Below are 16,006 nucleotides of genomic sequence, written 5' to 3'. Positions count from 1 at the left end.
TTCTGTTAAAATACTTATAGTGAGCAAGAACAAACACGGTCGCGATGAACGACCTAATTTATTGATTATTGTAGCAATATTAATATTTGTTATTACTTTTGGGGTTGGGTTTTGGACAACGCGTTATTATCACCACCAAAAAAATCACGCTGCTACTAGCACACAACCTGTTCACTACACCACCGGAGACGAAGCACCCCAAGCCACTGCCCCAACGGTTACTGCCACCAAATACTCGGTGCCAATTTTAATGTATCACTACATTCGCACTGTCACCGATCCAAAAGACAAGCTCGGATTCAACCTGTCTGTTACGCCATCCAATTTTGACCAGCAACTAAGCTGGCTAAACCAAAATGGTTATCACACCATATCGCTTACCAACTTTTGCACCGCCAATTTTTCGACAGACACAAAACCAGTAGTGATTACTTTTGATGACGGATATGACGATGCTTATTCGGCCGCGCTGCCCGCGTTACAAAAATATCAGATGACTGGTACGTTTTTTATTGTTTCCGGATTTACCAACCACCCCCGATATCTAACCAGTACTCAAATTCAAACCATGCAAACCAATGGTATGGAAATTGGTGCACACACCGTTCATCACTTAGATTTAGCTTCAATTTCGGCGACTAAACAATTCGATGAGATTAGTCAGAGCGCCGGGAGCACCAAAGTGTTTGCATATCCGGCTGGCAAATATAACTCAACCACAATTTCGGAGGTCAAAAAAGCGGGTGATATTTGCGCCGTTACCACGCTTTATGGTTTTGCTAGCGACAAATCTCCGCTTTACGAGCTGCCACGCATACGCATTAGCGGCACAGACAGTTTAACAGCATTTATTGATAAAATGATCGGAAAAAGATAATGAAAATTGTAATCGCCAGCGAAAGTTATTTACCCACCATCTCCGGTGTATCTGTATTTGCACGATATTTAGCCCTCGGTATGCAAAAGCGCGGTCACGAAGTACATGTAATTTGTCCCTCAACCAAGATGAAGTCCTTAATTGAAATGGACGGGGACGTAACAGTACATCGCATCCGATCTCGTAAAAATCCATTTCGATCCAACCACCGCAACACCATTTTTAGCTATCGCATCATCCGAAAATTGCTGCGAGAAATTCATCCCGACGTAATACATTTGCAAGATCCGCTGGGAACCTGTGTTGCCACCTTGCGCATGGCCAAAAAGCTGGATATCCCTGTGGTAATGACAAACCATTTTGCATTTGACTACATTTTGTCATATTTACCGTTGCTTAAACCGGTGCACCCTCAAGTGGCTAAGATCATCGAAAAATATTTGGTCAATATTTACAATCGGTGCGACTACATCACATTCCCATCTGCAACCATTCGAAATAAATTTAATCATCCCAAATTAACCACCCCGGCAATTGTGATTTCTAATGGGGTAAATTTGGAACAATTTTTCCCTAGCTTTAACTTTGCTGAAATTAAGAAACAATACCACATCCCGGACAAGCAAATTGTCCTTCACGTTGGCAGATTAGACCAAGATAAAAGCTCCGAGATGGTAATTGAAACATTCATAAAGTTGCGCCAAAAGCATGACATATTTATGGTTGTTTGTGGTGAGGGAAATCGAAAAGACGAGCTGATAAAACGCATCCAAGAGGCAGGGGAGTCAAAAAATATCGCATTTATTGGTTTTATTAACCATCAAACCGAATTGCCTCAGTTTTACCAGATGTCTAGCGTATTCGTTACCGGATCAAATATCGAAACCCAAGGAATTGTAGCGCTTGAGGCAATGGCCTCCGAGCTGCCACTAGTTGTCCCCAACGCTGGCGCATTGCCGGAATTAGTGCAAAATGGAGTTAATGGGTATATTTTTAAACCCGGTGATGTTGACGATATGGCAGAGAAAATCGAACAAATTTTAGCTAATAAGAAAATAGCAAAAGAAATGGGCGTGCGAAGTTTAGAAATGGTAGAGGAGCACGAAATTGAAAAATCATATGACAATTTTGAATCAATATATAATAAGGTGACTAATAAATGAGTTCCGTCCATACCAAAGCCACATCATTTGCTAAAAGCCGTAAAGTCAGATCTGTTGCTGCAATATGCCTAATTCTTGGTTTTAGCTATTTAATCTACTTTCGCTATTTTGGCAGTTTACCCCAAGCCACTATCGAACTATTTTCAAATATGCCACCTCCTACCCAAACCGACGTTATTGATGTCTTTGCCCCACATCAGGACGACGAAACCCTGGGCGTTGGTGGTTATATTGCGTCTGCCACCGAATCAGGAGCAAAAGTAAATATCATTTTTGCCACTGATGGCAATAAGCGCGGGCTAAAACAGACTCGCAGTAGCGAAGCCACCAAAGCTGGAAGCATATTAGGAGTATTAAGCCCGGACATCTCTTTTTACAACTATCCAGATTCCAAACTGTCAAAATACTCTGCTCAACTTGAGAAATCAATCAATGAAACATTAGCTCAGACCAAACCAACGATTATCTTTGTAACCGATCCGTTTGATGATCACCCCGACCATAGCCAACTCGGCACGGCCGTTATTAATCAAGCAAGTTCACTTTCTAATGTCAAAATTTATTCGTACTTAATACATTATAAAGCGTTTCCTCGCCCGCAAGATTATAATATCAACAATGCCTTATTACCTCCAATAAGTTTGATTGACGCCGATCATAAGTGGTTAAAATATAATTTATCCACAGGTCAAATTGATCAGAAAAACGAAGCGGTTTTGCAATACAAATCTCAGCTTCGCACCCCGTTTTTACATAGTTTATTAATGTCATTTATCCGCCAAAACGAATTATTTATTCAGAAATAAAAATATGCATTGGCTACATTCAATTCAAATTTTAGTTTCCGGTTGGGGAATGTTTGGAGCTTTTTTGGTGATGGTAGTGGAAAATCTGGGCATTCCGCTGCCTACCGAAATTGGTTTTATCATTGCTCAAAATCAGGTTGCAAAAGGTGAGATTACATATATTTACGCCGTATTAGTGATTACCTTCGGGCACGTTGTTGGAGCAATACTTGGGTACGCTATCGGCCGATGGGGAGATAAAAAGACCCGCAGATTCTTTGAGCGGAACGAAAAACTACAAAATGCCAAAATTCGAATTAAAGAATGGTACGACAAGTGGGGGATAATTACCATTTTGTTTACTCGCAACTTTGGCTACGTAAGGCCATGGTCGTCACTAATTGCCGGATTCGCCCAAATGCCATTTTGGCCGTTCCTAATTTGGACTATTATTGGATCGTTTATTTTTAGTTTTATCTCGCTTACTATCACTAAATATCTGTTAGTAATTTGGCAAAATTACCCGGAGACACATATTATCATTTCTATTGCGGCCGGTTTCTTATTTTTTGGATTAATTGCGTTCGAATTAGGTAAGAAGATATATGAAAAATTTTCACGTCACACCCGCTGAAAGTGGTGTTAGGTTGGATAAGATTCTAGCAACGCGATTTCCTAAGAACTCGCGCTCAACATGGCAAGGTCTTATTGAAAACAACGCCGTGATGGTTAATGACCATCCGATCAAATCGCGTTATTTAACCCAAGTCAACGACGTCGTCACTATTCAGAAACATTCGGAACCCGAAATAGCCGTGACCAAATCTGCCGACCTGGATATAATTTTTGAAAATCGCGATGTTGTGGTGATAAACAAACCATTTGGATTAATTACTCATCCGGCACATAGCCATACTGAGGATTCGGTAGCACAGCGCATCATATTTTACGATCCTACAATTAAGAATGCGGTTTACGATCCGGAAAGTAAAATTAGTTTAATGCGCCCGGGCATTGTACACAGGTTAGATAAAGACACATCTGGGGCAATGATAATCGCCAAAAATAAATCGGCTATGACTTTTTTGGCAAATCAAATTCAAAAACATTTGGCCCAAAAAACCTATCTGGCACTAATTTACGGATGGTTAGAGCAAGACGAGATTACCGTAACCAATTTTCTAGGGCGAGATCAAAATGACCGCCGCAAAATGGCCTTAGTCTCCGCAGAGAAGGGTCGAGAAGCCATCACTGAAATTAAAATTGTGTCACAGCTTCGGAGTAAAAAGGGGGATAAGGTAACTTTAATTGAAGCCAGACCGATTACCGGCAGAACCCATCAAATTCGAGTTCACTGCGCTTATTTAGGCCACCCGGTAATGGGGGATAAAGTTTATACCTTTAAAGAAGCTTCCGACCTATCAGCCAGGGTTGGCTTGCATCGCCAATTTCTTCATGCGTCTACTTTAGAAATTCGTCTGCCCGAATCTGATACACGATCAACTTTTACCGCCCCACTTCCGGCAGATTTGGAAAAAGCCTTGCATCAATTTGAATAACCATGGAGAGTAAATATGCATAAATTAATCATTCTATCTGGTCCGGGCGGCTGCGGCAAAGACACCATCATCGAACGTCTGCTAAAAGAGCGCAATTTAAAATTGTCAAAATTAGTCAATGCAACCTCGCGCCCCAAAAGAGAAGGGGAGATTGACGGCGAAAATTATCATTTTGTTTCAAAAGAGCAATTTCAAAAAATGATCGAAAATCGCGATTTACTCGAATACGAAGTAATGTCTGCCACCGGTCAGTTCTACGGCACACTAAAAAACGCACTCGAAAATCAATTACAAAAATCAGATGTTGTTTGCAATAAGATGCCGGTAGGCGCACTGGAATTAAAAAAATATTTTAGCACAGATTGTATTACCATCTTTATCGACGCAGATGACATCGAGCTACGACAGCGATTATCTGAATCGATACGCAAAAATAGTACCGATGATATTGAAAAGCGGATCGAGCAAGGACAAAAAGAACGCGTCTATGCCAACCAGTTTGATTATCAGTTATTCAATCACGACGGCGAACTTGAAAAAGTCGTCAACGAAATTATCCGAATTATTTCCTAAACACTCTATATTCTACCATCTACCCTCTATCTTCCAAACTTCATACAAAGTATGATACTATCTGTATTGAAAGAGGTAAAAAATGGCTCATGAGCGCATCACAATCACCATGGATAAACACCTATTAGGACAGATTGATATCTTAGTTAAGAAAAACGGCCTGCGAAACCGATCTAATGCCATTAATTATTTTGTAAAATCTGCTTTGCCGCAAACTGAACTAAATTTTGCCGTGGTGTGTGTTGGGGGCAGGGGAGTCGAAAAATCGTCTGGTTATATTATAAAAGTGATGAAATGCCTGTTGGTCGAAGGCATTGATCAGTTTATGATAATTTACGGCCATTACGGTCAATCAATTAAAAGCATTTTAGAGGCGCAACATCAGTTTGAAGATAAATTACAATTTTCATTCACCGATTTGGGTAGTGGGGGAGGGTTGAAGCAAATATATGACCAGCTTCCAAATCAGTTTGTGCTGGTTAATATTCAAGAAAAAATCGACCTTAACTGGGATAACCTGCAAAAATATCACCAAAAATATGCCGCTGCGGTAACTATGCAAATCTCGGGGCATTATCGTGGTGTAGCTATTGTGAATAAAACTTTTGTCGATCAAATTGCCAATCAATTTTCAATTATTGAAGATGATATCTTGCCAAAGTTAACTTCGGAAACCGATATTATTTATTTGCCTTGACCTTCATTGTCATTCCGGGCTTGACCCGGAATCTATGTAAAATAATCGTTTATAGTCTGGATCCCGGATCGAGTCCGGGATGACAGCCATGTAAGCATTGACTTTACCTCATATTTTACGATATTATTCAGACATAAATGATTAAAAGAAAACTCTACATTAGGCTTGCGTTTATCGCCGTTATTACGGCGTTTGCTTTGGTAATTGCACTCCCCAGCGGGCCAGACATTAGCTTAGGTTCTTTTAAACGATCATTATTTATTCACCAGGGCTTAGATTTACGCGGTGGAGTAGAGATTACATATCTTGCCGATCTATCCAAAATCCCCGCCAGTCAACAAGATGCGGCGTTAACCACACTTAAATCTCGGGTCAATGATCGTATTAACAAATTCGGCGTCACCGAGCCAACTATTCAAGTAGGCAAAAGTGGCAACGACACCACCCTGATTGTGGAATTACCAGGCGTAACCGACGTTGCCGGCGCCATCAAGCAGATTGGCCAATTTCCCGACCTTAAATTTTTAGATCAGCAAGGCAACACGGTTATCACCGGCTCGGATGTAGATAGTGCTAGCGTTACTTTTGGCACTTCCAGCGGTTCAAATAACATCTCCGGCGAACCACAGGTACGACTACAGTTAAAAGACGCTGGGAAGCAAAAATTCGCTGATGCAACCACCAAGGCCGCAGCAGCAAATCCTAAAGAGGCGATTGCGATAGTTTTAGACGATCAGGTAATTTCCACCCCAACCGTAAATGACGCCATCACCGACGGCGTGGCCATTATATCGGGCAGCTTTACCGTTCAAACTGCCAAGGAACTAACAAACCAGCTAAACCAAGGTGCTTTGCCGGTGCCAATTAAAATCATCAACCAACAAACCATCAGTGCCACCTTGGGTGCCGAATCACTTAAAGATAGTTTGCTTGCCGGGTTAATAGGAATGATATTAATTATGTTATTTATGGTCATTTACTATAAAACCCCGGGCGTTATTGCCATTGTTGCGTTGGTTATTTACACTCTCATCAACATTGCCATCTATAAGCTACTGCCGGTTACGGTAACGCTTTCGGGTGTAGCTGGATTTATTTTGTCGATCGGTATGGCGGTGGATGCAAATATTCTGATATTTGAACGTATGCGTGAAGAAATTCGATCGGGTAAAGAGCTGCTACAAGCAATTGACGATGGTTTTAAGCGCGCCTGGACCAGCATTAGAGACAGCAACAGCTCCACTTTGATCACCGCATTGGTGTTGTATGTGGGAACAGCCGGGCTAATTAGAGGATTTGCCCTAACCCTGGCGATTGGCGTATTGGTCAGCTTGTTCACCGCCATCACCATAACCCAAGTAATCTTAAAATTATTAGCCATATCACGCTTCAAAAGGTTAATCCATGTCTAAAACTATTCAAGTACTGAAATATAAATGGCTATGGTTTGGCCTGTCGGCTGTGCTCATAATTCCCGGCATTATCTTTATGTCGGTATATGGCGTAAAAGTAGGAATTGATTTCAAAAGCGGCACCAGCATCGAATACACCGCCAAATCTGCGGTTACGGCAGACGCAGTAAAGCAAGCGGTATCAAAAATTGACTTGAAGAATTTATCTGTCACCACCACCGGCAACAACGGGTTTATCCTTAAGACCGACGCGCTATCAGACGAACAGCATTCTCAAATTACCGACGCCATCAACAAATCAATTCCAGACACCGTTGAGAAGTCTTATACCTCGGTCGGACCAACTATCGGCAAAGATCAAACCAACAAAGCGGTATGGCGGGTGATTATCGCCTCGTTGGCTATCATTCTTTACATTGCCTGGGCGTTTCGTAAAGTACCAAAGCCGGCAAACTCTTGGCGATTTGGCATCTGTGCCGTGGTGGCTTTGCTTCATGATTTAATATTTGTAATAGGAATGTTTGCAATTCTAGGACGATATTATGACTTTGTTGAGTTGGATAGTCTAACCGTCACCGCTTTGCTAACCATTATGGGCTTCTCTGTTCACGATACCATTGTGGTATTTGATCGAATTAGAGAGAATTTGCGGTTAACTCCGGGTGGTAACTTTGAGCATGTTGCTAACGTTTCAATTTCTCAAACCCTAGCTCGATCATTAAACACCTCGTTAACCGTGCTAATTGTGTTATTGGCGCTATTCTTGCTTGGTGGCGAAAGTACAAAGGGATTTGTACTAGCACTACTAATTGGTATTACCGTGGGAACATATTCGTCAATCTTTAACGCCACGCCATTGTTGGTAGTTTGGCAAAACCGATCTCAAAAACACTAAGGACTTTTATGAAAGTGTATTTTGTGCGTCATGGTGAATCAGAAAGTAACCAGCAGAAAATACGACTCGGCCCTAGTGCATCACTTACTCAAACAGGACGTGAGCAAGCACAACTAGTGGCAAACCGGCTAAAATTAATCCAAGTGGATCGGATACTAACAAGCCCTTACCCGCGCGCCTCACAGACCGCGGAGATTATACAAAAAACTATCACTTCTGAATTACACATCCACGACGATATTCATGAAATAAAGAGTCCGAGTGTATATTTAGGCAGATCAAATGATGACCCAGAAGTAATTGCGCTTGACGAACTGCGCTGGCAAAATTTTAAAGATGAGACATGGCATCATAGCGATGAAGAAAATCTAGCTGACAGCCGAACCCGCGCTAAAAAATTTATCCATCAGCTTTCTGATATGTCAGACGATACAATTATTGTAGTTACTCACGCTAATTTCTTACGTACTCTTCTAGCTGAGATGGTCTTTGGAGAAATATTATCTACAGATATTTATCGTTGTTTTGCTATGGGAATTGTACTAGGCAATACCGGTATTACCGTTGTAGAAAATAGAACAGACGGTAGCTGGAAAATTATCACCCTAAACGATCTTACTCATCTTGAGTAACCATACGAATAGGGGATAGCGCGAAATTTGTAATTTCGAAGAAGGACATTGTCCATTTTTTTGTGTATAATAAATCCATCAACCACTGGCGTACTGTTGCACTTTAACACGTCGCTTGACCGATGATCGCACAAACTCAATGGAGGGATCAAGCCATGCAAGACGAAGTGAAGACCACAGTGAATCTGATCTGCGTGGTCGTCGGGATCATTGTAGTGCTAGGTATTATTACTACCGTTGTGCGACGCAATGAAGGCTCGTACAGCGGGGCAAGTAGCATGGCAACAGCACCAACCCCGTCTCAGGCCGAACCAACAACTCAGGTAGCCCAACCCCAGCAGGCCGAACCGGTGCAAAATCAGCCAGACCGTACGCTTCCCATCTTGCTCGGGGAATCATTGCCCGATCAGGAGATAAAGCTCGGCGTACCGGGCGACGGTCTAGTGGTTAAGGGCCCTACCATGGGTGGTTGGAGTCCGGCTGAACTGAGTTATAGCACCGACGACAAGCTCGGATACCACATTGATACCCGGTCAGATCACGTCGGACCAGATGTTGGCGGGAAATTCGTCGGCACTGCAGCGTTTTACAAAAGCTTCCGCGAGAGCTTGACTGCTGGGGAGCTTTTACCTCAAGATGTGATGGACGGGAGTTGTACTCCGTTGATGCCGATTAACGGTGCGATGAGCCCTGGCCAAGTCGCGGGTGAGATATACTTCGTCATACACCCAAAACGCAATCCATCTGACACGTGGGTAGTGGCTTGCATAGTAGATGGGCAGATCACCAGCAAAATTAGCTTAATCCGCGACGACGGGACTCGTGACACCAGTTACACCTCTAGCGTCGGGCTTTCGTCATTTCACGTCAAGTCCGTAGCTGCCTATCGAAGTACGCGATTGATGGACGACATTCCAAACGCGAGTAGAGGGGACTTCGTTGTAGTTACCATGAATCCAGGAGCATGACACACCTCATTCCATAAAGTCGGCGGAGCGCAGAAGCGTAACCGCCGATTTTCTTTCGAAGATGGACATTGTCCATCTTTTGGCGTATAATATAGCTATTGTCCAACAACCTGACGTGCGAAAGGGGATTGTCGGATGCTATGCGTCATGTCTGTAATGATCGTGATGTTTCTCCCCGCCCCGATTGTACGGGCAGGGGAGTCGCCATTCCGGGTGCCGGTTAACCCGGAGCAAGCAGTTCTCCACGAACCGATGTGGACGTGGAAAGGTGATCGCAATGCAAAGCTCGAGCAGTGACCCCGGCCTTGCAATCGTTGGCGACCTGTCCAAATGGATCGTGGCGACGATCGCCATCTGCGTCGTCATAGCGGCATTCCTTCTCGCTGGCGCGTTCCTACTGTTCACCTCGATCACAGGGAGGTGATATGAACCCACTGAAGCGTGAGGTTGACGCGATACGTGCTCGTGACTGGCGACTGTTGTTTGGCATCGGCTGCGTTGGGGCGTGGATCAACTGCGCCATGTGCGTTTGCCATAGTAAGTACGGACCGGCGACGTTACTGTTTGTTGTAGGGGCGGTTGCCGGGTGGCTCGGCATGACGGCGCGCGATGAGGACAATCCGGTGCATACGACGCCGAAGTGATGAACCGAATCTGATGTTCTATTTAATCACGGGGGAGGTGATGTGTGGACCAAGATCGTGGCGAGGATCAGGGGGATGGGGGAATTGCCTTAGCGATGTCTCCTACCGCCCTGTTCGTGATAGTACTAGTTGCCTTTACCGTGGGAGCGGTGATCGGTCACTACATCAGTGATCTGACACTGGTTTTGTCGCTGATCATCGTCTTTGCTGCAGGATTCATCGTTCGGCAACTGACGATGCCAGACTAGCCCTCTCGCCGGCCTCGAGCGCATGCTCTTGGCCGGCAATTTCTTTATCTTAAATACGAGTGGGGGAGTGGTAACGGGGGAGAGGTAAAAATAAATTTTAAATTATAAATTTTTAATTTTAAAATAGGATACAAAGACTACCCAGAGATAGGGCGGGGCGTAATAAGAAAATTGATTTTTTTAAAAAATTTCGAACTTATTTAATTTGATTTTGTTTTGAATTTATAATTTCGTACATCGTGCTTCAAGTCACGTTGTGTCGTACAATGATTCTTATGCGACACTTATGCACGCTTGATCATGCCTGGCAGTCATTGATCGTCATTATTACTCGTACAAATACTCAATACGTCGCCCTAAGATTCACCATTCATAGCATATCTGACCCCAGTTTACGCTCATTTTATACCTTAGATGATCAAATAGTTCACTTACATATAATAAGCTAATGTAGGGCTTTAAGGGGCCATTTGAGCTTAAATTAGACCACTTCCCTGTACAAATTATGCTCCAGGGGAGTACTAAACTCTAAACGAGCGTAAATTGATCTTAAATTGCAGTCGTTATTTATGCTCACCAAAATGACAATTATTAGTCATTTTTATGACATTTTCTATTAATCCGCTAATCCGGCTTTTGGTCACATTCGTCCGACTTTGATAGCCAATCGTAGTGGTATTTCAAATTTGCACCCTCTCCCCCAAGCCATTCCCCTGCTGGGAATGGAAATTCGAAGCACTAAGCACTAAATTCGAAAATATAGGAACATTCTATTCTTTTGTGTCGGACAATGTTGTAGCTGACTTTATCTTCTCTATCTTTTTGGTTAGAAACTTTTGGCGCTTCTTCTCTTCTTCAGACATCACCTCATCTAACGAGTACCCTTCCCACCACGTCACTCCCCCTTTTGCGTCCATCTGCTTGTAGTACAACCCGTCAATAATATTTTCAGATTTAATTTTAATTGGAGGCAGCTCAATCGCACCCTCGTGTAGCAGACGGCTTTCCGCCACTTCTTCTTTAGTTGGCACCGGATTTCCTTCGTGGTCTGTTACTCCCTCTGCTTCTGAGCGCGGAATGGTATATTTTTCGCGTGATCGTTTAACAATTTCCTCGGCAAAACTCTGCGTTGGGCGGTATGGCGGCAAGGCGTTAGCCGAAAATGCCTGACCGGTAATGCCATCAATTGACAACTTAATGTAAATTTTATGAATGTCTTGGTTTACCAAATCGGTCTCTATAAACGCCGGGGTAAACTCTTGGGCCAGATCTTTGGCGTCAGACGCCCCCACTCTGAACGCAATAATGGTCCCAACATTACCAAACACCGCATCTCTTACCTCTTCTTGCATTTGAGCGATATACTGGTTGGCCATTATTAAATCTAGGTGATACTTACGCGCTTCGGACAAAATAGTGGCAAAAGATTCGGTAGCAAAGTTTTGAAACTCATCCACATACAAATAACAGTCGGTGCGCTGGTCTTCGGGTACATCAGCTCGGCTCATTGCAGCTAGCTGAATCTTAGTGATCATCATAGCTCCCAACAGCGACGAGTTATCCTCACCTATCTTACCTCGTGATAGATTGATCAATAGGATTTTACCTTCATCCATAATCTTACGTACGTCAAAGGTAGATTTAGGCTGCCCAACGATATTGCGGATTGTCGAAGTAGCAATAAACTGTCCTACCTTGTTTAGGATTGGAGACGCTGCCTCGGACGCAAACTTTTGATCCCATCCTGCAAATTCGTTCTCCCAGAAATCTTTGATTACAGGGTCTTTTACTTCGGCCACTACTTTTTCTCGATACTTTTTGTCGGTTAGCATTTTTACGATGCCAAGCATGGTTGATTCCGGATAATCGAGCAGCGCCAAAACCGAGTTACGCAAAATGTGCTCCAAACGCGGCCCCCATGAATTACCGAAAATCTTTTTAAAGATGCCAACAAATCCGGACGCCACAATGCCCTTTAAGTCTTCGTCAACCGCTTCTAATAGGTTAAAGCCTATCGGATGCGCGCGGTCTGAAGGATCAAATAGCACCACATCATCAATACGCTCCTCTGGAATGCTAGCCATAATATGCTCCACCGCCTCACCGTGAGGATCAACCAATATCACTCCCCTGCCCTCGCGAATATCATCTACAATCATATTTTCAAGCAATGTACTTTTGCCGGTGCCGGATTTACCGATAACATAGGCATGGCGGCGCCGGTCCCCAATTTTAATGCCAAATTCATTTTCCACATTGCGAAAATTAGTTTTGCCTAATTTGGTAATTTGATCTGCCGGGACCACACCTACCAGCGGTAGATTTGCCGGGGGCTCACCTTTTTTAGCGGTAGTCCACACAATATGCGGCGTTTCTACCGTAATGCTGGGAAAGTGATAAAGAGACGCAATTTCTTCAATGTTTAACACTGGCGCTTTTGTAGACAGTTCTCGTTCACAGTATTTGGTCAACATCTCGTGATCATCTGCCATTAACTGCCCGGGCACAAACCCATTTAGATTAGTAGTGTTAAACTGCTTGAATGCACCCACTACCCCATTTACCTTGGCTTGAGCGTTGTATAAATCGTCGGATATTGCAATCATTCTTATTTGTGTCGAAAATCCTAATTTGGTGATTTTTTCCGCCACGCCTTTGAGTGCGCTTTCGGTTGAACCGTTTAATTTTACCGAATCGCCTTTGTCATCCTTTTTCTCTTTTGGTAATGACGATCCGGGTGATTGCACCTCTTTAACTGTTGAGGTAGCAATGCTCGCCAAAGACGTGGTCAAACTTTTTCGAATCGAGATTTTTGGTATCCCTTTTTTGATCGATTCGATTAAAGCATCTCCCCTAGCCTGCCAACTATCCCCCACCGGTTTAATGACCAACTGTGTCCAAATTTGTTCCGAGTCAGACAAATTAGACAATGCCGAGGTAATTCCCGCTAACGGATCTACGTTAAAATTTAGAAATGTCTTTATTGGATATACGTCCGGTTTTGTCATTTCCAATTCGCAACTAACGAAATGCTGATTTTGATTGTCAAAAGACCCGGTGTAATCCTCTACCTGAGAAATTTCAACGGTTGGATATTGAGCATAAATTTGGCTTTCAATAAAATCTACCAAGTGCTGTGGGGTATAGACGAAAAATCGGATGCTAGTCCCCTTTGCCATGATCTCGAAGCTGAGATGATCCTGAAATTCTGCTTTATTTTGATAAATGCCATGTAACGCGGCAAACATCTGCTCGGCGGCCAGCGGCGTTTTATCATTCAACTTTGGCACATCAATGGTTAATACTACATGTTGGCGAACCGACTTCCACTGAGTATGACGATTACTTTTTTCTGTTTTTTGCATTGACTCATATGAATAAAGCCATATCAAAGATAATATGGCGATGCCTAATATTGAAAACAAAAGTAGGTATATTAACATATCATATTAATTGTAGCATAAATCATCAAATGACATATCTAGATACACGGTAACAGCCCACAACTGTGCAAGAGATTGGTCAACTGTTCTTTGTTCCCTCTCCTCGGTGAGGAGAGGGTGGCTGGAAGCCGGCCTCCGGCTCGTAGACCTACGGCTCGGAGAGGTGAGGAGCTCCTCATCCGCCCTACGGGCACCTTCTCCTCCAAATGAGGAGAAGGGTTTTTCGCAACTGCGAATCATTATAATACACGTAAAGACAGACTGACGCGCCTGCCCTTACGAATTTTAATCAAATGTCTGTTTGGTTATTTTTTCTCGGCTAGTTTAATGGTTTGCTTGACATCGTCTGAAACATTTTTAGATTTTACTTCAGACAAGGTGTAAAGCTTGCGGCCAACTTTTACAAACTGAGGTTTGATTTGCAAGTTAATGATGATGGTATTTTTGCGAACTTGACGGCTCTTTAATACCAGCTCTACAATCTCATCGGTTGATAACGGCTTGCCGGCTTTTTTTAACACATCTTCAATCACCTGCTCAACTGTACCAGGCTGGTATCCCCAGTGTGACAAGGCATAAATACCGCGGCCAACCAACACAAATCGCTCATCTGCAATCAACTCGTTATGAACGGTTGGCTGGACGATGTTTTTAGCATCGAAACTGTTTTCGCGAATGCGTTTGGCAATTTCGGTAAAGTGCAGCGGTGTACCGGATTGATTAAGTACGAAGTAAATTTTATCACGGACGTTTCTTGGGTTAACGGTTGGCCAACTAGACAAACCAAAAGTGCCTTCGGTGGTTTTAACGATATCGCGTGACAACGAAATAATCTGTTTAAGAAATGATTGTGGGCGGTCGTGTAATGCTGGCATTTGCTCCCAAACGCTTTCAAAAGTCATCACCGAACCGGATTGCTGAATTAGCAAGATTAGGTCTTGAACGATAGAATCAATTTTAGCCACTGTTACCATACGCAACACCCAACCCGGACGCATTGTTTTAGAATCTTTAACTTCTACCACGTCTTTGGTTAAACGTAAAAATAGTCTTAATGAATTAATGTCTGCGCTAGTACGGCGAGAGTCGATTAGCAGCAATTTGACCAATGTCTCTTCGTTAACTACTCCGCCTTCGCGGTCGATAGTTGCCACTACAAATTGTATTTCGTGATAGTGTTTTTCATGTAATTTATCGCTTAATTTGGCCATTACATCACGCTCAATTTGGCGAATACGCTCACGAGAAAGGTGGTAATGATCACCAATGTACGATAAAGTTACCTTTTTATCACCAGACAGACCGGTACGCGAGGAAATGACGTTTCGCGCCTTTTCTTCTAGACCAGAAACTAACCCGGCAATGATTGCCTGCGGGTTAAAATTTTGTTTGAACTCGACTGCCTTATCTGCAACTACACTTTGTAGTAGTGAATTCGACATGTGAATCTCCTATCTGCATCGCCCTCGTTTGCAAATTGTTAGTTTATATTAGTTTCATTATAACACTGTCAAGTAAGTAAATCAAGTATTTTGCCAGATTTGTTATTAGTTGTCAGTAACATTTATTTAAATTTGAAGCCGGTCGAGGATATTCTCTCGGCCGGCCTAGCGAATTAGCGCAACTACGCTTGTACAGTCACAGCCCAGTGTAGGAACGCCGGGATAAGCCAGTACAGCATTTGGACTAACCAACATCCAAACGTAACAATGCCCACCCAATGCACAAACGACAGAGGCTTGCACAGTTTCGGTGGAACTTCGTGCGACATACGCTCATATGGCCCACCCCATGGAACCAAACCCTTGGCCATATCCTCTGCGCCAACGATCACCATGTGACTGTCCATTGCGACAACGTAGAGCACACTGCAGACCGTCTCGAAGAGCAAAGCTATGCCGTAAACCTGCCAGTCGAATCGTTGTAACGTGCAACCATACCCAGCAAATAGTCCTACCGCAAGGATAAACAGGTCGCGGGCAATGAACTGCCCGAAAGTGTCAAGGTTTCTGCCAACCTTATCGTGCATCACAGCACCCCCGTGAATGGATAAGTTGTTGACATAATTATACTCAAAAACAGCACCGGAGTCAATCACCCTGTGAACAAT

At 43.3% G+C, this 16,006-nt stretch carries 16 protein-coding genes; 13 read left to right on the top strand and 3 right to left on the bottom strand.

Going from position 1 to position 16,006, the window contains the following annotated elements; all coding sequences use genetic code 11:
* The first annotated feature begins 19 nt into the window (after positions 1-19).
* From WC773_00890 to WC773_00830, 13 genes are all read left to right on the top strand, one after another.
* Positions 20-877 (top strand): polysaccharide deacetylase family protein, encoded by an 858-nt coding sequence (locus tag WC773_00890; GenBank protein ID MFA6081958.1) that lies wholly within the window; start codon positions 20-22, stop codon positions 875-877.
* A complete protein-coding gene (locus WC773_00885; GenBank protein MFA6081957.1) occupies positions 877-2,040 on the top strand; it encodes a glycosyltransferase in 1,164 nt (387 codons plus the stop codon). The genes WC773_00890 and WC773_00885 overlap by 1 nt, the downstream gene beginning before the upstream one ends.
* The gene (locus WC773_00880; protein ID MFA6081956.1) at positions 2,037-2,846 is read left to right on the top strand and encodes a PIG-L family deacetylase; all 810 of its coding nucleotides are present in this window, start codon (positions 2,037-2,039) and stop codon (positions 2,844-2,846) included. Before WC773_00885 ends, WC773_00880 begins: the two co-directional genes overlap by 4 nt.
* 4 nt (positions 2,847-2,850) lie before the next feature.
* Positions 2,851-3,459 carry a DedA family protein gene (locus WC773_00875; protein ID MFA6081955.1) on the top strand — a complete coding sequence of 203 codons (609 nt, stop codon included), beginning with the start codon at positions 2,851-2,853 and terminating at the stop codon, positions 3,457-3,459.
* A complete protein-coding gene (locus WC773_00870) occupies positions 3,431-4,384 on the top strand; it encodes an RluA family pseudouridine synthase (protein ID MFA6081954.1) in 954 nt (317 codons plus the stop codon). Before WC773_00875 ends, WC773_00870 begins: the two co-directional genes overlap by 29 nt.
* Before the next feature lie 15 nt (positions 4,385-4,399).
* Positions 4,400-4,957: a guanylate kinase gene (locus tag WC773_00865; GenBank protein ID MFA6081953.1), complete on the top strand. Its 558-nt coding sequence runs from the start codon at positions 4,400-4,402 to the stop codon at positions 4,955-4,957.
* Between the two features lie 82 nt (positions 4,958-5,039).
* Positions 5,040-5,654 (top strand): hypothetical protein, encoded by a 615-nt coding sequence (locus tag WC773_00860; protein MFA6081952.1) that lies wholly within the window; start codon positions 5,040-5,042, stop codon positions 5,652-5,654.
* A gap of 137 nt (positions 5,655-5,791) precedes the next feature.
* The gene (gene secD, locus WC773_00855; protein ID MFA6081951.1) at positions 5,792-7,066 is read left to right on the top strand and encodes a protein translocase subunit SecD; all 1,275 of its coding nucleotides are present in this window, start codon (positions 5,792-5,794) and stop codon (positions 7,064-7,066) included.
* Positions 7,059-7,961: a protein translocase subunit SecF gene (gene secF / locus WC773_00850; protein ID MFA6081950.1), complete on the top strand. Its 903-nt coding sequence runs from the start codon at positions 7,059-7,061 to the stop codon at positions 7,959-7,961. The genes secD and secF overlap by 8 nt, the downstream gene beginning before the upstream one ends.
* Positions 7,934-8,593, top strand: a complete 660-nt coding sequence (locus WC773_00845; protein ID MFA6081949.1) for a histidine phosphatase family protein — start codon at positions 7,934-7,936, stop codon at positions 8,591-8,593. Before secF ends, WC773_00845 begins: the two co-directional genes overlap by 28 nt.
* A 155-nt stretch (positions 8,594-8,748) precedes the next feature.
* Positions 8,749-9,561 carry a hypothetical protein gene (locus WC773_00840; protein MFA6081948.1) on the top strand — a complete coding sequence of 271 codons (813 nt, stop codon included), beginning with the start codon at positions 8,749-8,751 and terminating at the stop codon, positions 9,559-9,561.
* A gap of 425 nt (positions 9,562-9,986) precedes the next feature.
* Positions 9,987-10,205 (top strand): hypothetical protein, encoded by a 219-nt coding sequence (locus WC773_00835; GenBank protein MFA6081947.1) that lies wholly within the window; start codon positions 9,987-9,989, stop codon positions 10,203-10,205.
* 44 nt (positions 10,206-10,249) lie between these two features.
* Positions 10,250-10,453 (top strand): hypothetical protein, encoded by a 204-nt coding sequence (locus tag WC773_00830; GenBank protein MFA6081946.1) that lies wholly within the window; start codon positions 10,250-10,252, stop codon positions 10,451-10,453.
* Positions 10,454-11,223: 770 nt separating this feature from the next.
* On the opposite strand, the gene WC773_00825 is transcribed toward WC773_00830, so the two are convergent.
* The 3 genes from WC773_00825 to WC773_00815 all read right to left on the bottom strand — a co-directional run bounded on the left by WC773_00825 (position 11,224) and on the right by WC773_00815 (position 15,745).
* Positions 11,224-13,818, bottom strand: coding sequence for a type IV secretion system DNA-binding domain-containing protein (locus WC773_00825; protein MFA6081945.1), 2,595 nt, complete (start codon positions 13,816-13,818; stop codon positions 11,224-11,226).
* Positions 13,819-14,201: 383 nt separating this feature from the next.
* Positions 14,202-15,338, bottom strand: a complete 1,137-nt coding sequence (locus tag WC773_00820) for a sigma factor-like helix-turn-helix DNA-binding protein (GenBank protein MFA6081944.1) — start codon at positions 15,336-15,338, stop codon at positions 14,202-14,204.
* A gap of 182 nt (positions 15,339-15,520) precedes the next feature.
* Positions 15,521-15,745: a hypothetical protein gene (locus WC773_00815; protein MFA6081943.1), complete on the bottom strand. Its 225-nt coding sequence runs from the start codon at positions 15,743-15,745 to the stop codon at positions 15,521-15,523.
* Positions 15,746-16,006: the final 261 nt, after the last annotated feature.

The organism is Patescibacteria group bacterium (assembly GCA_041660565.1).
Taxonomy (GTDB): domain Bacteria; phylum Patescibacteriota; class UBA1384; order CAJBMM01; family CAJBMM01; genus JBAZWC01.
Note: the sequence above shows the minus strand (reverse complement) of the source record. Positions and strands in the feature narration are given on the sequence as shown.

Excerpts from the sequence above, each read along its gene's own strand:
- WC773_00880 (MFA6081956.1), top strand. The coding sequence starts at position 2,037 with ATGAGTTCCGTCCATACCAAAGCCACATCATTTGCTAAAAGCCGTAAA.
- WC773_00815 (MFA6081943.1), bottom strand. The coding sequence starts at position 15,745 with ATGGACAGTCACATGGTGATCGTTGGCGCAGAGGATATGGCCAAGGGT.
- WC773_00835 (MFA6081947.1), top strand. The coding sequence starts at position 9,987 with ATGAACCCACTGAAGCGTGAGGTTGACGCGATACGTGCTCGTGACTGG.
- WC773_00875 (MFA6081955.1), top strand. The coding sequence starts at position 2,851 with ATGCATTGGCTACATTCAATTCAAATTTTAGTTTCCGGTTGGGGAATG.
- WC773_00820 (MFA6081944.1), bottom strand. The coding sequence starts at position 15,338 with ATGTCGAATTCACTACTACAAAGTGTAGTTGCAGATAAGGCAGTCGAG.
- WC773_00885 (MFA6081957.1), top strand. The coding sequence starts at position 877 with ATGAAAATTGTAATCGCCAGCGAAAGTTATTTACCCACCATCTCCGGT.
- WC773_00865 (MFA6081953.1), top strand. The coding sequence starts at position 4,400 with ATGCATAAATTAATCATTCTATCTGGTCCGGGCGGCTGCGGCAAAGAC.
- WC773_00860 (MFA6081952.1), top strand. The coding sequence starts at position 5,040 with ATGGCTCATGAGCGCATCACAATCACCATGGATAAACACCTATTAGGA.
- WC773_00825 (MFA6081945.1), bottom strand. The coding sequence starts at position 13,818 with ATGCAAAAAACAGAAAAAAGTAATCGTCATACTCAGTGGAAGTCGGTT.
- WC773_00840 (MFA6081948.1), top strand. The coding sequence starts at position 8,749 with ATGCAAGACGAAGTGAAGACCACAGTGAATCTGATCTGCGTGGTCGTC.
- secF (MFA6081950.1), top strand. The coding sequence starts at position 7,059 with ATGTCTAAAACTATTCAAGTACTGAAATATAAATGGCTATGGTTTGGC.
- secD (MFA6081951.1), top strand. The coding sequence starts at position 5,792 with ATGATTAAAAGAAAACTCTACATTAGGCTTGCGTTTATCGCCGTTATT.
- WC773_00870 (MFA6081954.1), top strand. The coding sequence starts at position 3,431 with ATGAAAAATTTTCACGTCACACCCGCTGAAAGTGGTGTTAGGTTGGAT.